The 17,608-nt window shown below is 41.7% G+C and carries 15 protein-coding genes, 1 tRNA gene and 2 rRNA genes; 4 read left to right on the top strand and 14 right to left on the bottom strand.

Going from position 1 to position 17,608, the window contains the following annotated elements:
- Nucleotides 1-26: 26 nt before the first annotated feature.
- From MKY17_RS01670 to MKY17_RS01660, 3 genes are all read right to left on the bottom strand, one after another.
- Nucleotides 27-1,316, bottom strand: coding sequence for a PTS sugar transporter subunit IIC (locus MKY17_RS01670; protein ID WP_098373472.1), 1,290 nt, complete (start codon nt 1,314-1,316; stop codon nt 27-29).
- A 35-nt stretch (nt 1,317-1,351) separates the two neighbouring features.
- Nucleotides 1,352-1,660 (bottom strand): PTS sugar transporter subunit IIB, encoded by a 309-nt coding sequence (locus MKY17_RS01665; protein WP_098373543.1) that lies wholly within the window; start codon nt 1,658-1,660, stop codon nt 1,352-1,354.
- Between the two features lie 87 nt (nt 1,661-1,747).
- A complete protein-coding gene (locus MKY17_RS01660; protein WP_141993393.1) occupies nt 1,748-3,856 on the bottom strand; it encodes a PTS sugar transporter subunit IIA in 2,109 nt (702 codons plus the stop codon).
- Between the two features lie 324 nt (nt 3,857-4,180).
- Between MKY17_RS01660 and MKY17_RS01655 the strand changes: the two genes are divergently transcribed.
- Nucleotides 4,181-4,459: a hypothetical protein gene (locus tag MKY17_RS01655; protein ID WP_339201248.1), complete on the top strand. Its 279-nt coding sequence runs from the start codon at nt 4,181-4,183 to the stop codon at nt 4,457-4,459.
- A gap of 140 nt (nt 4,460-4,599) precedes the next feature.
- On the opposite strand, the gene groL is transcribed toward MKY17_RS01655, so the two are convergent.
- Nucleotides 4,600-6,237: a chaperonin GroEL gene (gene groL / locus MKY17_RS01650; protein ID WP_098373469.1), complete on the bottom strand. Its 1,638-nt coding sequence runs from the start codon at nt 6,235-6,237 to the stop codon at nt 4,600-4,602.
- A gap of 59 nt (nt 6,238-6,296) precedes the next feature.
- A complete protein-coding gene (gene groES / locus MKY17_RS01645; RefSeq protein WP_034306337.1) occupies nt 6,297-6,581 on the bottom strand; it encodes a co-chaperone GroES in 285 nt (94 codons plus the stop codon).
- A gap of 334 nt (nt 6,582-6,915) precedes the next feature.
- Between groES and MKY17_RS01640 the strand changes: the two genes are divergently transcribed.
- Both MKY17_RS01640 and MKY17_RS01635 read left to right on the top strand, forming a co-directional pair.
- On the top strand, nt 6,916-7,641 hold the full coding sequence (locus MKY17_RS01640; RefSeq protein WP_098373468.1) for a CPBP family intramembrane glutamic endopeptidase: 726 nt from the start codon (nt 6,916-6,918) through the stop codon (nt 7,639-7,641).
- The gene (locus tag MKY17_RS01635) at nt 7,638-7,850 is read left to right on the top strand and encodes a YdiK family protein (protein WP_034306342.1); all 213 of its coding nucleotides are present in this window, start codon (nt 7,638-7,640) and stop codon (nt 7,848-7,850) included. The genes MKY17_RS01640 and MKY17_RS01635 overlap by 4 nt, the downstream gene beginning before the upstream one ends.
- A 28-nt stretch (nt 7,851-7,878) precedes the next feature.
- Here the strand turns inward: MKY17_RS01635 and MKY17_RS01630 are convergent, their stop codons facing one another.
- Nucleotides 7,879-8,538, bottom strand: a complete 660-nt coding sequence (locus tag MKY17_RS01630) for a redox-sensing transcriptional repressor Rex (RefSeq protein ID WP_034306345.1) — start codon at nt 8,536-8,538, stop codon at nt 7,879-7,881.
- Between the two features lie 33 nt (nt 8,539-8,571).
- Nucleotides 8,572-9,078, bottom strand: coding sequence for a cyclic pyranopterin monophosphate synthase MoaC (gene moaC / locus MKY17_RS01625; protein ID WP_098373467.1), 507 nt, complete (start codon nt 9,076-9,078; stop codon nt 8,572-8,574).
- A 133-nt stretch (nt 9,079-9,211) separates the two neighbouring features.
- On the opposite strand from moaC, the gene MKY17_RS01620 reads away from it, so the two are divergent.
- A complete protein-coding gene (locus MKY17_RS01620) occupies nt 9,212-11,131 on the top strand; it encodes an ATP-binding cassette domain-containing protein (protein ID WP_098373466.1) in 1,920 nt (639 codons plus the stop codon).
- 279 nt (nt 11,132-11,410) lie between these two features.
- Here MKY17_RS01620 and tsaD read toward each other — a convergent pair whose 3' ends face one another.
- The 7 genes from tsaD to MKY17_RS01585 all read right to left on the bottom strand — a co-directional run bounded on the left by tsaD (nt 11,411) and on the right by MKY17_RS01585 (nt 17,545).
- Entirely contained in the window at nt 11,411-12,424 is a 1,014-nt protein-coding gene (gene tsaD, locus MKY17_RS01615; protein ID WP_076372381.1) for a tRNA (adenosine(37)-N6)-threonylcarbamoyltransferase complex transferase subunit TsaD, read from the bottom strand.
- Nucleotides 12,421-12,873: a ribosomal protein S18-alanine N-acetyltransferase gene (gene rimI, locus MKY17_RS01610; RefSeq protein ID WP_098373465.1), complete on the bottom strand. Its 453-nt coding sequence runs from the start codon at nt 12,871-12,873 to the stop codon at nt 12,421-12,423. Before rimI ends, tsaD begins: the two co-directional genes overlap by 4 nt.
- A 22-nt stretch (nt 12,874-12,895) precedes the next feature.
- Nucleotides 12,896-13,588: a tRNA (adenosine(37)-N6)-threonylcarbamoyltransferase complex dimerization subunit type 1 TsaB gene (gene tsaB / locus MKY17_RS01605; protein ID WP_098373464.1), complete on the bottom strand. Its 693-nt coding sequence runs from the start codon at nt 13,586-13,588 to the stop codon at nt 12,896-12,898.
- Nucleotides 13,588-14,040 carry a tRNA (adenosine(37)-N6)-threonylcarbamoyltransferase complex ATPase subunit type 1 TsaE gene (tsaE, locus tag MKY17_RS01600; protein WP_098373463.1) on the bottom strand — a complete coding sequence of 151 codons (453 nt, stop codon included), beginning with the start codon at nt 14,038-14,040 and terminating at the stop codon, nt 13,588-13,590. Before tsaE ends, tsaB begins: the two co-directional genes overlap by 1 nt.
- A gap of 198 nt (nt 14,041-14,238) precedes the next feature.
- Nucleotides 14,239-14,312, bottom strand: a tRNA-Met gene (locus tag MKY17_RS01595).
- A gap of 66 nt (nt 14,313-14,378) precedes the next feature.
- Nucleotides 14,379-14,494, bottom strand: a 5S ribosomal RNA gene (rrf, locus tag MKY17_RS01590).
- Between the two features lie 118 nt (nt 14,495-14,612).
- A 23S ribosomal RNA gene (locus tag MKY17_RS01585) occupies nt 14,613-17,545 on the bottom strand.
- Nucleotides 17,546-17,608 lie beyond the last annotated feature (63 nt).

Genomic DNA, 17,608 nt, shown 5'->3' with positions numbered 1-17,608 from the left:
TGAACCTCCTTTTCTCTTTCAACGTCCTAGAAAGCTTTTAAAAGTGGACCAATGAGCCATGCATATAGTAAAGCAGCTGTTACTGTATCAACATCTGTAGCTGTTGCATTGACAAATCCCATAGAATTGAAAGTCGTTACTAACAGTGCTGGTAATAATGTAATGAAGAAACCATGTACAATACCACCAATAATTGCACCGCGAATACCACCTGTTAAGTTACCGAAGATACCGGCAGTCCCACCCGCGAAGAAGGCTGTCAGAATACCTGGTAAGATCATTGCCAACCCAAAGACTGGTAATACAAACATTGCAATAATTGAACCTATAGTAGTTGTGATAAACCCTACAATGACTGCATTAGGGCTAAATGGAAATAGGACTGGACAATCTAATGCAGGCTTTGCATTTGGAACCAACCGCATGGCAATCCCTCTAAATGCCGGAACAATTTCACCTAGTAATAAGCGAACCCCTGCTAGTAATACATACACTCCAACTACGAATTGGATAGATTGTAAGAAAGCAAACATTAAGTAGTTTGTATTTTCTGATATTTTAGAAGCGAACTCATCACCTGCGAACGCTGCTGTAATAATATAAAGAGGAGTCATTACCACCATCAAAGATAGATAGGTATCTTGTAAGAATTCAAATTGAGCTGGTAATTTCAAATCTTCAACAGATTTTTTCTTTTCGCCTTTTCCCCCAACTAGTTTTGCTACACCTGCTTCAAACACATACCCAACCGTACAAAAGTGTCCTAATGCAATATCATCCATACCAGTAATCTTCCGAACAAATGGTTGTGCAATCGCAGGCATTGCTACCGCAAAGACGCCCCCAATGAAACCGCCTACTAAAATCAATGCAACACCACGTAAACCTGCAAAGTAACCAAATACTGTTGTCATAGTAGCCATCCAAAGAATTGCCTGACCAGTTAAAAAGATGTATTTCCATTTAGTAAACCGGGCAATTAAAATATTAAAAACAAAGATAGCTAAGAAAGTTAGTGCGATATCACGACCCAAGCCTAACTCATTCATTGCTTGGCCATTAATGGCTTCAATTGAAGGAATAATCCCTTGCATATGGAAACCTTCTGTAAAAATTTTACCGAAATACATTAAACTACCAACTATAATGCTGGATCCGGCTGACAATACCATAAATCCTAACATCGTCTTTAACGAACCAGAAATAACTTGCCCTGTTGATTTCTTTTGCAAAATTAACCCCAACATAGCAATCAACGCGATTGTGACTGATGCCTGTGTCAAAATATTCTCTATAATAAAGTTGACTACACCCATTTTCTCCCCCCATCTCTAGCTATCTCTATTTATTTTTAAGCTAAAACGCCTTTTTCCCTTAATACCGGGGTGATTTTTTCTTCAATCTCTAGTTTAGATACAATATTTCTCAAATAAACAATTGTCGTTTGTTTTGGATCAACTGAAAATTTCTCAAATTGGGATTTGAAATTCTGTGCCGTAATAATAATATCGGGTTTTACTGAAACAGCAGACGAGATATCACTATGATCTAGCTTGGCATTAATACCCAACTTGCTTAATACATCCTCTGCCGCCATTTGACAAGCAAAACTGCTTCCTAAACCTGCTCCACATACAAATAAGATATTTACTTTTTTCATGTCACTCTCTCCTCTTTCGTTTTTTGTTTTATATAATTCATCTTCTCCTACTTGCATCTACACCAATTGTAATAACCACAGCTTTCCTCATTCCATTACTTCACTTCCATATAACACCTGATTAAACATGGTTACATCTTGTGCTGTAATTAACTGGTCTAATTTCTCTTCATCATTAATTAACTCAATCAGATTTTTCATCACATTTAGATGCGAATAAGAATCCACTGCAGCTAGACAAAAAACAATTTTCACCGGATCATTATCCGGATTTCCGAAATTCACCGGTTCCTTTAACGTCATGACACTAATACCTAATTTATTTACTCCATCTTCTGGCCTTGCGTGTGCTAACGCTAAATGCTTCCCTACTACTATATAAGGCCCATACTCTTCAACAGATTTAATCATGGCGTTTATATATCGCTCTTCAATGACCTCTTCTGTTAACAATATCTGGGCAGATTTCGTAATCGCTTCTTTCCAGTCTTTACATTCTTGCTTTAGTAGAATGTTGGAATCCCTCAAAATATCCTGCAACATTGGCTGTATCTCCCTTGTATTAATTTTTAAATGATGTTCTTTAAAAGTCTCTTCTACTTTCTGATAGCTTTCCTGTGTTACCGTACCGCCGCTTTCTACAATTAACATAAGAATATCCTGCATTAGCATTGTGGCATCTAACTTATTGGAAACGATCCTTCTCTTATTCTTATTTTTGAGTAAAAAATCTTTAATTTCCTTCTTATCACTTTCTCTTAATATTGGATTAAGCAATAATACGGGTTTTCTTGGATAATCAATTGAAATGGTCGTAAAAACTAAATCAACATCAAGCTTGTCAATAAAGGCTAATTCAAACGAACTCAATACTGCTACAATCTCGATATTGAATTGCTCTTTCAAATTCGCAGCCAATAGCTTTCCAGTTGAAATCCCATGATTACAAAGCACAACAGCCTGATAAACATATTGTTCTTTCTGTTTTATTTGGCTGGCAGAAGTTGAAAAATAAACGGTCAAAAACCCGATTTCATCTTCTGATAATGGTTTTTTTATATAGTCCTCTATTTGCTTACTAAAGCATGTGACTGCCTGATAAATCTCGGCAAAGGACTCCTTAATAGTTTCTTTCAACGGATTAAATACCTGTAAATCGTTCTTCGCCCTGCTTAATAACCCTGTGATATGCTTATATAAACCTTCATACAAATCTTCTTCTCTCTGAGAAAAGGGGATTCTGGTTACTTTTTCTACATGCTCAATTAATTGAATAGCTAATAATTGTGCGGTAACCCAATCGAATGAATTATTCATATCTTTTGGATTAAAAGATTCGATTGTAAAGGTAGTATATTTTATTTCATTTAATGATGGATATAAACCAAACTCCATACAGATGAAATCCACAAAATTTCTGACAGGATCTTCTTTTATCTCGGCTCTAACTTTGGCTAATTCCCTAAGGTTATTTCCCTCTTGCAACCGCCTTACCCATATACCTAAAAATAGAATGCTTTGATTTCGATATACATGATTAATCTCTACTCTAGACTTTTCAAAGACTTCGTCATAATGTTCTCCAATGACCCTCAATGCACTTGTATCCAAATAATCAAGGACAAATTGATCTGCAAAGGTATTCACAGTATCTCTATCTCGGTACCCCAATAGATTGGAAATATCTGTAACACTATTAATTACGTCGTACAACATAGTGCGTATTGATCGTTCATCTCCTTTTAATACAATCCCTTGCTTCGTTAAACTCACTACAGAAATACCATATTCCTTTAAAAACTGGCGAAGTCTTCTCATATCCTCATCCAATGTACTTTTCGATACCTGCAGTTTTTCTTCCATTTCAAAAAGCATTGTCCTTTTTGTGGTATCGGCAATATCTAAAAGTAAGGCAAGAAAACGTTCATTGGGCCTATAATAATCCGTTTCCCTATCATCACCAATTTTCAATTGGAGCTTTCCGCGGTCCACATCAGACAGGTCTAACTTCAACCCCTTTCCTCTTATCGTCGTAATGGATGGATAATTATTTTCAGACAGATATTTATTAATCAGAACCAATTCGTTTCGAAAAGTACGCTCACTAATATTGAACTCTTTACTTAAATCCTCACAAGTTAAAAAGGTATTTACTTTCAAAAATCTGGTAAGTACTCGTTGAGACCGTTCTTTCATGATAGTAACCCCTTTCATAATTTGATTATAAATGGACATATTCAAATAGTTTAGTACATCTTTTTGCAACTTCAATCTGCAAAAATGTAAGCGTTAACAATTTTATCGATCTACAAATCAAACATCCAACGAAATAAGGGAAAACCGCCTTTGGATGATCCTTCACTAAGTTAAAAACATTTTTAATCCAACTTTCAACAGTTCCTTTTACTTGAAAAAACTCTAGTAGTTGTTGTCCCCCCATCGCCCGGAACTATATGTATGTCTTTCGTTGAAATTGGATGTATGAAGTTTACCTTTACATCCCCTAGGCGATTTACCATTTTGATGGACGATCAGGTCATGAAGTTATTAAAAAGGCATCTACTACAGCAAAATAAAATGAAAATTCAAAACAGGCATCATTACATGGATGAAAACTTTGTCTTCACTTCACCAGAGGGATATACATTGGTGCAAAAACTGCCTGCAATACGATTACAACGTCTTCTTAAGAAATTACCGCATAACAACAAGAAAATTACGTTGCATCCATTCAGGCATACGCATACATCATTACAGATCAAGCAGGTACAGGAATTAAAAAAATCCAACAATGACTAGGACATACCGAATTCAAATATAAAGAAAAGGCCCCTCACAGTAAACTGTGAGAGGCCTTCAACTTTAAAGATATTCACATGTTAGGTGAGCATTCATTCTGAATCCTCGTTAAACCCCTTAATAAGGGATTTAGGCAATGATTACATCATGCCGCCCATTCCGCCCATGCCGCCCATATCAGGCATGCCCATGCCGCCAGCGCCAGCAGGTTCTGGTTTGTCAGCAACAACAGCTTCTGTTGTTAAGAACATAGCTGCTACAGAACCAGCGTTTTGTAGAGCTGAACGAGTTACTTTAGTAGGGTCGACGATACCGGATTCGATCATGTTCACCCATTGTCCAGTAGCTGCATTGAAGCCAGTGCCTACTGCTTCGCCTTTAAGGCGCTCTACGATTACAGAGCCTTCAAGACCGGCATTGTGAGCGATTTGACGAACAGGCTCTTCGATTGCACGAAGAACGATTTTCACGCCTGTTGCTACGTCGCCTTCCGCTTGAATTTCAGCGATTTTATTGTATACGTTAAGAAGCGCTGTACCACCACCGGCTACGATACCTTCTTCAACAGCGGCACGAGTGGAGTTCAATGCATCTTCAATACGAAGTTTACGTTCTTTTAATTCTGTTTCGGTAGCTGCACCGACTTTGATTACCGCTACACCACCAGCTAATTTAGCAAGGCGTTCTTGTAATTTTTCACGGTCGAATTCAGAAGTTGTTTCTTCTAATTGAACACGGATTTGGTTTACACGAGCTTGAATTTGAGCTGTATTTCCAGCACCTTCAACGATCGTTGTATTTTCTTTTGTAACAACCACTTTAGACGCACGGCCTAATGAATCGATTGTTGCAGATTTAAGATCAAGTCCGATTTCTTCAGTGATTACTTCGCCGCCTGTAAGAGCTGCGATGTCTTCAAGCATTGCTTTACGACGGTCACCGAATCCAGGAGCCTTAACCGCAACAGCGTTGAATGTTCCACGAAGTTTGTTTACAACAAGAGTTGCAAGCGCTTCGCCTTCTACATCTTCAGCAATCAATAATAGCGGTTTCCCTTGTTGAACAACTTGCTCAAGGACAGGAAGGATTTCTTGGATATTCGTGATTTTTTTATCTGTGATCAAGATATATGGATTTTCTAGGACAGCTTCCATTTTATCTGAATCAGTAACCATGTATGGAGATGCATATCCACGATCGAACTGCATACCTTCTACTACGTCCAATTCAGTTGTGAAACCTTTAGACTCTTCGATTGTGATGACGCCGTCGTTACCAACGCGCTCCATTGCTTCTGCAATCAGTTGGCCCACTTCTTCATCAGCTGAAGAGATGGCAGCAACTTGTGCGATTGATTCTTTGTTTTCAACAGGTTTGGAAATGGCTTTCAATTCTGCAATTGCTGAATTGACCGCTTTCTCGATTCCTTTACGGATACCCATTGGGTTAGCACCAGCTGTTACGTTTTTAAGACCTTCACGGATCATCGCTTGTGCAAGAACCGTTGCAGTAGTTGTACCGTCACCAGCTACGTCGTTTGTTTTGCTTGCTACTTCAGCAACCAATTTCGCACCCATGTTTTCGAATGCATCTTCCAATTCGATTTCTTTAGCGATCGTCACACCGTCATTTGTGATAAGCGGTGAACCGAATTTTTTCTCAAGAACCACGTTACGACCTTTTGGTCCAAGCGTTACTTTAACTGCATCTGCAAGTGCGTCCACACCACGAAGCATGGAACGGCGAGCTTCTTCACTAAATTTAATTTCTTTAGCCATTTATAAGTACCTCCCTAAAATTTTAAGAAAATTTTCGTTCAGTTAAGTATGATGTATAATTAGCCGATAACAGCTAGAATGTCGCTTTCACGTAAAATTAAGTATTCAGTGTCTTCGTATTTAACTTCAGTACCTGCATATTTTGAGAAGATAATTAGATCGCCTTGGGCAACCTCTAAAGCAACACGTTCGCCATTTTCAAGGACACGGCCAGTACCAACTGCTACTACCTTACCTTCTTGTGGCTTTTCTTTAGCAGTATCAGGAAGAACAATACCGCTTGCAGTTTTTTCTTCAGTTTGAACTAGTTCAATAATAACGCGATCACCTAATGGTTTTAACAAGTGAAACAACCTCCTCATATTCTCTTGATAATTTGTTTCATGATTATTAGCACTCTTCATCATCGAGTGCTAACACATTTATAATATTAAATAAACCGAGCCTTTTTTGCAAGTATCTTATTGAAAATTTTTTATTAATTTCTGATAAATTATGGGTAAACTACTTTAGCATAATGATTTCCTTAACAATGTAATTGAAATGTTATGCTAGGGGTACCTTTAAGTGGTGTTCTGCCTCAATATTTGATACCATTTTGGAGTATGCGTTTATAGATTGTCCCCATATCAGGAACGTTCCGAACGGGATGGGTGACTATAAAAGGAGTTTTCATTTTTGAAAAAAGAATATTGGTTCGTCATCATCACTTATATTGCCATGCAATTATCCAGTATTGTTGGGGTACCCATTTTCATGCTGATCGGGTCTTATACTGGAATGCCGGCAGATGAACTCGAAGTGAAGTCTGCAGCATACTGGATAGTTTTCAGTTTTCTCGTTACTTTATTATTGATTCTTTTTTTAATAAGAAAAGATATGAGGGAAAAGTTGGACACGAGAAATCAAACTTCCGTTTCGTTGTCCGTATTATGGGCAATTGCAGGAGTGTTCATGGCTCTTTTTGCACAAAGCATTGCCGGCAGCATTGAACAAATGCTTGGGGTGGAGTCTGAATCTGAAAATACGCAGCAACTTATTTCACTCATTTACAAAGTCCCCATGGTCATTTTCGTCACTTCAGTAATTGGACCTATATTGGAAGAATTAATTTTCCGGAAAATCATTTTCGGATCACTTCATAAACGCCTTAACTTCTTTATTTCAGCCTTAATCAGCTCAGTTATTTTCGGCTTGGCGCATGGTGAATTTGAACATCTTCTTTTATATACGGCAATGGGCTTCACCTTTGCTTTCCTTTATGCGAAAACAGGCCGCATTCTTGTTTCCATGAGCGCACATATTGCGATGAATACGCTTGTTATCATCCTTCAAGTGGTATATCGGGAGGATATTGAGAAGATGCTAGATACTGCACAGGCCTTCATTGGAGGTTTATTATGAAACGTCAATCACCATTATTCATGGGCATCATCTATGCAGGCTTAGGAGCTCTTTTTACCGCTATCGCGATTCAAACCGTCAATTCTTCCGGATGGGGACTCTTTGCCTACATACTTGTCCTTATTGCAACTCTTGATTTTGGATCGGGATTACGCATGATTATGCTGCACTTTAAGATTAAAGCAGCACAAAAAAATAAGAAAAAATAAAAAAACGCTGCAATGATGCAGCGTTTTTTCATTCCTCCAATGCGGCTTCTTCCACTACTGGATAATGTTTCAGGAAGTAGATGAGCGACTGAAGCTCCACGGCCAGGTCAATGTGGTGAACCCTTATGGATGGAGGCACGGTCAGCCGTGCAGGTGTGAAATTCAATATTCCTTTTATATCAGCTTTGACTAGACGATCGGTTATCGTCTGGGCTACCTGTGCAGGCACTGTCAATATAGCCGCAGTAATATTATTTTCCTGCAATAGTGTATCGATTTGATCCATATGATAGATGGGCACATCAGCTATTCGCTTGCCGACCTTTTCTTCAGAAACTTCGAAAGCCATTTCAATTTTAGTATTATTATTTTTCATGAAATTGTAATTTAAAAAAGCGGTTCCTAAATTTCCTACCCCGATTAAAGCGACTTTGGTCAATTCATCCTGATCTAGTGTTTTTCTAAAGAAGGATAATAAATAATTGACATTGTAGCCGTAGCCTTTTTTCCCAAGCGCGCCAAAGTAGGAAAAATCACGGCGAATTGTGGCAGAATCCACTTTTACAGCTTCACTTAGCTCTGCCGAGGAAACTCTTTGTTTGCCTGAGGAATGTAAGTTCTTTAAAAATCGATAATACAATGGCAACCTTTTGGCTGTCGCCTGCGGTATCTTTGGGTCATGGTTCATTGTTCTTCCCCGCTTTCACACATGCTTTTCAACTTAATCTCTATCTGTTTGTTTTACTTGCCTTTTATAATCGCTACTAGACACTCCGCCTGTTTTCTCCACTAAGAATGTAGGCCCGATCACCATTCCCTTATCAATGGCCTTACACATGTCATAAACAGTCAAGGCAGTCACGGATGCAGCTGTTAACGCTTCCATTTCCACACCTGTACTCCCTTTTGTCTTAGCTTCCGTTTCAATCCTAAGCCTATATCCTTGTTCTTCTTTTTCCCAATCAAAGGCTATATTGACCCCTTGCAGAGCAATGGGATGGCACATCGGAATTATATTGGATGTATTTTTGCTGGCCATTATTCCTGCAACTTGCGCAACAGCCAGTACATCACCTTTTTTCATTTTATGGTTCGTGACCAATTCATATATTTCATCATTCAATAAAATGCTCGATTGAGCTACTGCCGTCCGGGTTGTTTCAGGCTTAGCACTCACATCAACCATTTTGGCCCTGCCCTGTTCATTAAAATGCGTTAAGTCTCCCATTTAAGTAACCCCTCCTAAATCATACACTATTATTCCACTTTATGTAACAGCTTTTGTTTCAGCTTGGAACCAAGCTGTTGCCGATAATAACTAAAATACGTTACACTAACAATAATCAATTGAGGTGAAATCTATGATTTTATTACAAATCAATCAACTATCGAAATATTATGGAGCTGAACTTATTTTATCAAATATGAAGCTCGAAGTTCAAAATAAAGATCGAATTGCACTTGTCGGCCGAAATGGCGCCGGTAAATCCACTCTGCTTAAAATCATAGCTGGGCAGCTTTCCCATGATGGCGGTGAAATAATCAAACCAAAAGGCGTCACCATCGGCTATATGGCCCAGGATACGGGATTGGAATCCGAACTGACCATTTGGGATGAGATGCTGACTGTATTCACGGATCTTATAGAGCAAGAAAAGGAACTGCGTCGCCTTGAGGCTGATATGGCCAGACCTGACATCTTTGAAAACGAAACAATTTACCAAAAAGTGCTGAATGAATACGACACTTTGATGGTGACATTCAAAGAGAAGGGCGGTTATCAATATGAAGCGGATATCCGTTCCGTATTGCATGGACTTCAGTTTGCTGACTTTGACTATTCTACCCCAATTTCCACTTTAAGCGGTGGGCAAAAAACAAGGCTTGCATTAGGGAAGCTGCTTTTAAGGAAACCGGATATATTGATTCTGGATGAGCCGACGAACCATTTGGATATCGAAACCCTCTCTTGGCTTGAACAATATTTACAAGGCTACCAGGGAGCTGTCCTTATTGTTTCCCATGACCGCTATTTTTTAGATAAAGTAGTAAACCTCGTATATGAGATTTCCCGAAATAACATGAAAAAATACCATGGTAATTATAGTTCTTACCTAGAGGGAAAAGCGGAGGATTATGAGCGGGACATGAAACTGTTCGAGAAGCAACAAGGGGAAATTGAAAAGCTTCGCGACTTTGTCCAACGTAATATCACCAGGGCTTCCACCACGAAAAGAGCACAAAGCAGACGCAAACAGCTCGAAAAGATGGATGTATTGGACAAGCCGCAAGGTGATGAAAAATCTGCGAATTTTTCTTTCCAGATTGAAAGGCAAAGCGGAAATGAAGTACTTCACCTCCAGGACTTGGCTATTGGATACGAAGGGGAAACGGTATCAAAGAATATAAATTCCCGGATGACTAAAGGTGAGAGCATAGCACTTGTTGGCCCAAATGGAGTTGGAAAATCTACTTTATTGAAAACGATCATTTCTAAGCTGCCTGCACTTTCTGGGGGTTTCCGTTTTGGAACGAACGTAGAAGTCAGCTACTACGATCAAGAACAGGCTAACCTTGTTTCCAATAAACGCGTACTAAATGAATTATGGGACGACTATCCCCTTAAACCGGAAAAGGACATTCGCACCGTACTCGGTAATTTCCTTTTTAGCGGGGACGATGTTTTGAAAACCGTTTCCACACTAAGCGGGGGCGAAAAGGCCCGGCTTGCTCTAGCCAAAATGATGATGCAAAAAGGGAATTTTTTAATTCTTGATGAACCAACGAACCATTTGGACCTCGATAGTAAATTGGTGCTTGAAAACGCATTGATCGATTATCCGGGAACTATTCTTTTCGTTTCACATGACCGTTATTTCATAAATCGAATAGCAACGAAAGTGATAGAGCTCTCCAAAGACGGCAACGAAGAATTCCTCGGTGATTATGATTACTATCTAGAGAAGAAACAGGAGCAGGCTGAAATCCAAGCACTTGAACAGCAGGAACAGGCTAATACTTTAGATGCAGCTGTAGAAAAAACGAATTACAAAATTGATAAAGAAGCAAAAAAAGCTGAACGCCAGCGAAAACGGCGCATTGAGGAAATCGAGGCAGCCATGGAGCTTCTTGAAATCGAAATAAACGAATATAATGACCTCCTTTGTGATCCAAATGTTTTTCAGGACCATGAAAAAGTAATGGAGGTCCAAACAAAGCTTGATACTGCACAGGAAAGTTTGGACCAGCTTCTCGAAGAATGGACTGAACTGGAAGAATGACAAAAGACCGAGTCAATTGACTCGGTCTTTTTCTTTTCCATTCAAAACGTCGCTTGAAAGTTATCCACAAAATTGTTAACAAACCACTTACCGTTCACTAGCCATTAATTTGAGTTATACACATTATCCACAGAAACATATCCACTTATCCACAAAAACACCACTTTATACACATGCAGTATGATTATCAAAAAAACTTTATCCACAGAATATTCTATTTTTTTATAAACACGATAAAAAGACAGGATGCCAAAGTGAGGAATCCTGTCTTCTCTTCAATTAAAATGCTTCGATATCCAATCCAGGATTTCCGTTCAAATCCAAACCAGATCGTTTTCCCTTTTCAAACATGACACTGCCAGCAGCACCGATCATGGCGGCATTGTCCGTACAAAGATATAGGGGCGGAATGGATATATCCATAGGTAAATCCTTAAAAGCTTCCGTTAATGCTTCCCTAAGGCCTTTATTTGCGGCAACTCCTCCAGCAAGCAATACCTGCTTCACATTATATTCCTTTGCAGCCTTTACAGCTTTCATTACAAGCACTTCTATCACGCTAGCTTGGAAACTTGCCGCTAAATCTTTAGGTTCAATTTTTTCCCCGCGCTGTTCAGCATTATGCAAAGTGTTGATTACCGCTGATTTCAACCCGCTGAAAGAAAAGTCATAGCTGCCATCCAACCATGCCCGAGGCAGTTTCAAAGTTGGTGAGCCTTCTTGTGCCAGCCTATCGATATGAGGGCCGCCAGGATAAGGGAGCCCCAAGGTTCGGGCCACTTTATCATACGCCTCACCTGCTGCATCATCCCGCGTCTCCCCTATCACCTTGAAAGAACCTGGTTCTTCTAAAAGCACCAATTCCGTATGGCCTCCCGAAACGACTAAAGAAAGCGCAGGATATTCGATCTCCTGAATAAGCCGATTCGCATAAATATGACCCGCGATATGATGCGTACCGACAATAGGTATTCCATGTGCGAAAGCTACAGCCTTCGCCGCATTCACGCCTATTAATAGTGCCCCTACAAGTCCGGGACCTTCTGTAACGGCAATGGCATCCAAGTCTTCATATGTCACCCCTGCCTGAAGCAGTGCTTCTTCAAGAACGATCGTAATTTGTTCTACATGATGACGGGAAGCTATTTCCGGGACAACACCGCCAAAACGTTTATGGCTTTCGATTTGTGAAGCCACGACATTACTCAGTATCTCCGTTCCATTTTTTATGACAGCTGCCGCAGTTTCATCGCAGCTCGTTTCAATTCCTAATATAAATTGATCTTTTTTCATGAAAAATTCACCCACATAACATAAGCATCTTCTTGATTGTCTGTATAATAATTTTTTCGGATTCCACCCTTTTGGAAACCAAGTTTTTCATAAAGCGAAATGGCTACTGCATTACTGACACGGACCTCAAGCGTCATCCTCACCACACCCATCGAAATGGAGATTTCAATCATCTTCCTGAGCAAAGCTTCCCCAAGCTTTTGCCCTCGGTATTCTGGCAATATCGCTATATTGGTAATGTGCGATTCATCAATGACTATCCACGCACCGCAATAACCGGCAATTTTCCCTTCATCCTCTATCACCATGTATACAGCATATTGATTATGATTCAGTTCATTAAAAAAAGCTTCCCGGCTCCAAGGCAAAGTAAAGGACTGCTTTTCCACATTAAGCACTTGCTCGATATCTTCCGTATTCATTTTTCGGAACGTCAATGTTTTACTCATAATAATCGGTCGCTTTCCTTGTTTATTTCCCCTGCTGTTCAAGCCACTTAGCTTCTGCTTCAGCCATGCGGATATAATTCGGTACAAACTGGTGAACATCGACTTCAGCCTTATCAAGGCCAATGAAGGCCAGTTCGCTTGGTCTTGAGTTATATGACTGTACCGGAGCAAATACAGCTAAATCACCTAATGCTTCCGTAATTGCATCCCGGTGAATGTCCACATCTTGACCAACGAATAAAACAGGACGATTTAATTCCTTCAATTGATTCGCCCACTCAGAGGATAGAATATTACAATCTTCAATGACTGTCTTTAAAGAGTTATTTTCCATTTCATATAATCCAGTATAAATCTGCCCTCTTCTTGCATCGAACAATGGAGAGATCAACCCGTTAAAATAACGTCCATTAGCTGCTAAAACCTCTAAGCTGGAAACACCCGATAACGGAATCTGAAGTGTCCATGCCAAGCTTTTTGCAATCGTTACTCCAATCCTGACGCCTGTATAGGATCCCGGGCCTTGAGCGACCACTATCTTAGTCAAATCCTTCGGTTTAGTATCACAATCCCTCAGCAGTGTTTCAATTGCTGGCATAACCCGCACCGAATGATTTTTCTTTAGGTTCGTCGTATACTCACCAATTACTTGACTCCCGTTTACCAGGGCAACCCCTAATGTGAAATTCGATGTATCTATAGCTAAAACCTTCATCAAATAATCTCCTTACATAACTTTACATATCGTTCGCCTTTGGCTTCCAGAACAAAACGCCGGCTTGTATCGCTCAGACGATAAATATAGATGGTCAGGATTTCCTCTGGAAGGTGATCCTTTATTAAATGGGCCCATTCAACGACAGTCACACCATCACCATCAAAATATTCTTCAAAGCCTAAATCTTCTTCCGATTCACTTACCCGATATACATCCATATGATATAAAGGCAATCGACCCATGTATTCCTTTATTATCGTAAAGGTAGGGCTATTCACCATTCTGGTAACACCTAATCCTTTAGCCAACCCTTTTGTGAATGCCGTCTTTCCAGCACCCAAGTCACCTTCTAAAGCCAGCACATCGCCACTTGAAAGCTTTTGTGCCAATTCATGCGCAAATCGCGCTGTTTCTTCCTCATTCTGAGAAATCCATTCAACCTGATGCATATATCAATCACCTTTATCATTATTAGGAAAACGTCCTAAAGTTCATGTCGAGAACCATAAACGCAATATTATGGAACAAAAACCATTCTATATGTAGTTTACCTTGTTTCAAAAGAAGAAACAAATAAGTTAGGGACATAATTATTCGAATTTCGGATAAAACAAAAAAACGAAACCTAAGTTTCGTTTTTTTCATGATTGCGGGGACAGGATTTGAACCTGCGACCTTCGGGTTATGAGCCCGACGAGCTACCGGACTGCTCCACCCCGCGACGGTATAAATGTTTCTTTTATAAATATAGTATTCCCAATCACTCAAAAAGAATACAAAGATTATAGCTTGGCGGCGTCCTACTCTCACAGGGGGAAACCCCCAACTACCATCGGCGCTGAAGAGCTTAACTGCCGTGTTCGGAATGGGAACGGGTGTGACCTCTTCGCTATCGCCACCAAACATTTAATCTTTTTTGCACATTTACTATCATACCATGTATGAAACCAAAATGCAAGAAAAAATTTTCATTCCTTCAAAACTAGATAATAATAAGAAGGTATTTCATTTTTTTAAAGCGTTGGTTAAGTCCTCGATCTATTAGTATCAGTCAGCTCCACATGTCGCCACGCTTCCACCTCTGACCTATCAACCTGATCATCTTTCAGGGATCTTACTAGCTTGCGCCATGGGAAATCTCATCTTGAGGGGGGCTTCATGCTTAGATGCTTTCAGCACTTATCCCGTCCGCACGTAGCTACCCAGCTATGCCTTTGGCAAGACAACTGGTACACCAGCGGTGCGTCCATCCCGGTCCTCTCGTACTAAGGACAGCTCCTCTCAAATTTCCTGCGCCCGCGACGGATAGGGACCGAACTGTCTCACGACGTTCTGAACCCAGCTCGCGTACCGCTTTAATGGGCGAACAGCCCAACCCTTGGGACCGACTACAGCCCCAGGATGCGATGAGCCGACATCGAGGTGCCAAACCTCCCCGTCGATGTGGACTCTTGGGGGAGATAAGCCTGTTATCCCCGGGGTAGCTTTTATCCGTTGAGCGATGGCCCTTCCATGCGGAACCACCGGATCACTAAGCCCGACTTTCGTCCCTGCTCGACTTGTAGGTCTCGCAGTCAAGCTCCCTTGTGCCTTTACACTCTACGAATGATTTCCAACCATTCTGAGGGAACCTTTGGGCGCCTCCGTTACTCTTTAGGAGGCGACCGCCCCAGTCAAACTGCCCACCTGACACTGTCTCCCACCCCGATAAGGGGCGCGGGTTAGAATTTCAATACAGCCAGGGTAGTATCCCACCAACGCCTCCACCGAAGCTAGCGCTCCGGCTTCTCAGGCTCCTACCTATCCTGTACAAGCTGTACCAAAATTCAATATCAGGCTGCAGTAAAGCTCCACGGGGTCTTTCCGTCCTGTCGCGGGTAACCTGCATCTTCACAGGTACTATAATTTCACCGAGTCTCTCGTTGAGACAGTGCCCAGATCGTTACACCTTTCGTGCGGGTCGGAACTTACCCGACAAGGAATTTCGCTACCTTAGGACCGTTATAGTTACGGCCGCCGTTTACTGGGGCTTCGGTTCAAAGCTTCGCTTGCGCTAACCTCTCCCCTTAACCTTCCAGCACCGGGCAGGTGTCAGCCCCTATACTTCGCCTTGCGGCTTCGCAGAGACCTGTGTTTTTGCTAAACAGTCGCCTGGGCCTATTCACTGCGGCTTTTCTGGGCTATTCACCCTAAAAAGCACCCCTTCTCCCGAAGTTACGGGGTCATTTTGCCGAGTTCCTTAACGAGAGTTCTCTCGCACACCTTAGGATTCTCTCCTCGCCTACCTGTGTCGGTTTGCGGTACGGGCACCTTACATCTCACTAGAGGCTTTTCTTGGCAGCGTGGAATCAGGAACTTCGGTACTATATTTCCCTCGCCATCACAGCTCCGCCTTAATGGAAACGGGATTTGCCTCGTTTCCGGCCTAACTGCTTGGACGCGCATATCCAACAGCGCGCTTACCCTATCCTTCTGCGTCCCCCCATCGTTCAAACGATGTATAGGTGGTACAGGAATATCAACCTGTTGTCCATCGCCTACGCCTTTCGGCCTCGGCTTAGGTCCCGACTAACCCTGAGCGGACGAGCCTTCCTCAGGAAACCTTAGGCATTCGGTGGAAGGGATTCTCACCCTTCTTTCGCTACTCATACCGGCATTCTCACTTCTAAGCGCTCCACCAGTCCTTCCGGTCTGACTTCAACGCCCTTAGAACGCTCTCCTACCATCGACACCTAATGGTGTCAATCCACAGCTTCGGTGATACGTTTAGCCCCGGTACATTTTCGGCGCGGAGTCACTCGACCAGTGAGCTATTACGCACTCTTTAAATGGTGGCTGCTTCTAAGCCAACATCCTGGTTGTCTAAGCAACTCCACATCCTTTTCCACTTAACGTATACTTTGGGACCTTAGCTGGTGGTCTGGGCTGTTTCCCTTTCGACTACGGATCTTATCACTCGCAGTCTGACTCCCAAGAATAAGTATTTGGCATTCGGAGTTTGACTGAATTCGGTAACCCGTTGGGGGCCCCTAGTCCAATCAGTGCTCTACCTCCAATACTCTCATCTTGAGGCTAGCCCTAAAGCTATTTCGGAGAGAACCAGCTATCTCCAGGTTCGATTGGAATTTCTCCGCTACCCACACCTCATCCCCGCACTTTTCAACGTGCGTGGGTTCGGGCCTCCATTCAGTGTTACCTGAACTTCACCCTGGACATGGGTAGATCACCTGGTTTCGGGTCTACGACCTCATACTCATTCGCCCTATTCAGACTCGCTTTCGCTGCGGCTCCGTCTCATCAACTTAACCTCGCATGAAATCGTAACTCGCCGGTTCATTCTACAAAAGGCACGCCATTACCCATTAACGGGCTTTGACTACTTGTAGGCACACGGTTTCAGGATCTATTTCACTCCCCTTCCGGGGTGCTTTTCACCTTTCCCTCACGGTACTGGTTCACTATCGGTCACTAGGGAGTATTTAGCCTTGGGAGATGGTCCTCCCTGCTTCCGACGGGATTTCTCGTGTCCCGCCGTACTCAGGATCCACTCAGGAGGGAACGAAGTTTCAACTACAGGGTTTTTACCTTCTTCGACGGACCTTTCCAGGTCGCTTCATTTACCCCGTTCCTTTGTAACTCCATGTTGAGTGTCCTACAACCCCAAGAGGCAAGCCTCTTGGTTTGGGCTAATTCCGTTTCGCTCGCCGCTACTCAGGAAATCGCGTTTGCTTTCTCTTCCTCCGGGTACTTAGATGTTTCAGTTCCCCGGGTCTGCCTTCAGTACCCTATGTATTCAGGTAAAGATACTGTTCCATTACGAACAGTGGGTTTCCCCATTCGGAAATCTCCGGATCAAAGCTTACTTACAGCTCCCCGAAGCATATCGGTGTTAGTCCCGTCCTTCATCGGCTCCTAGTGCCAAGGCATCCACCGTGCGCCCTTTCTAACTTAACCGTTAAAAAAGTCTTACAGATGCTTTGAAAAAAATTAATTGCCTTCTATCTATTATCTAGTTTT

Source organism: Peribacillus sp. FSL P2-0133 (assembly GCF_037975445.1).
In the GTDB taxonomy this organism is placed as follows: Bacteria; Bacillota; Bacilli; order Bacillales; family DSM-1321; genus Peribacillus; species Peribacillus simplex_E.
The sequence above is the reverse complement of the archived record's forward strand: the minus strand, read 5'-3'. Positions and strand labels throughout refer to the sequence as shown.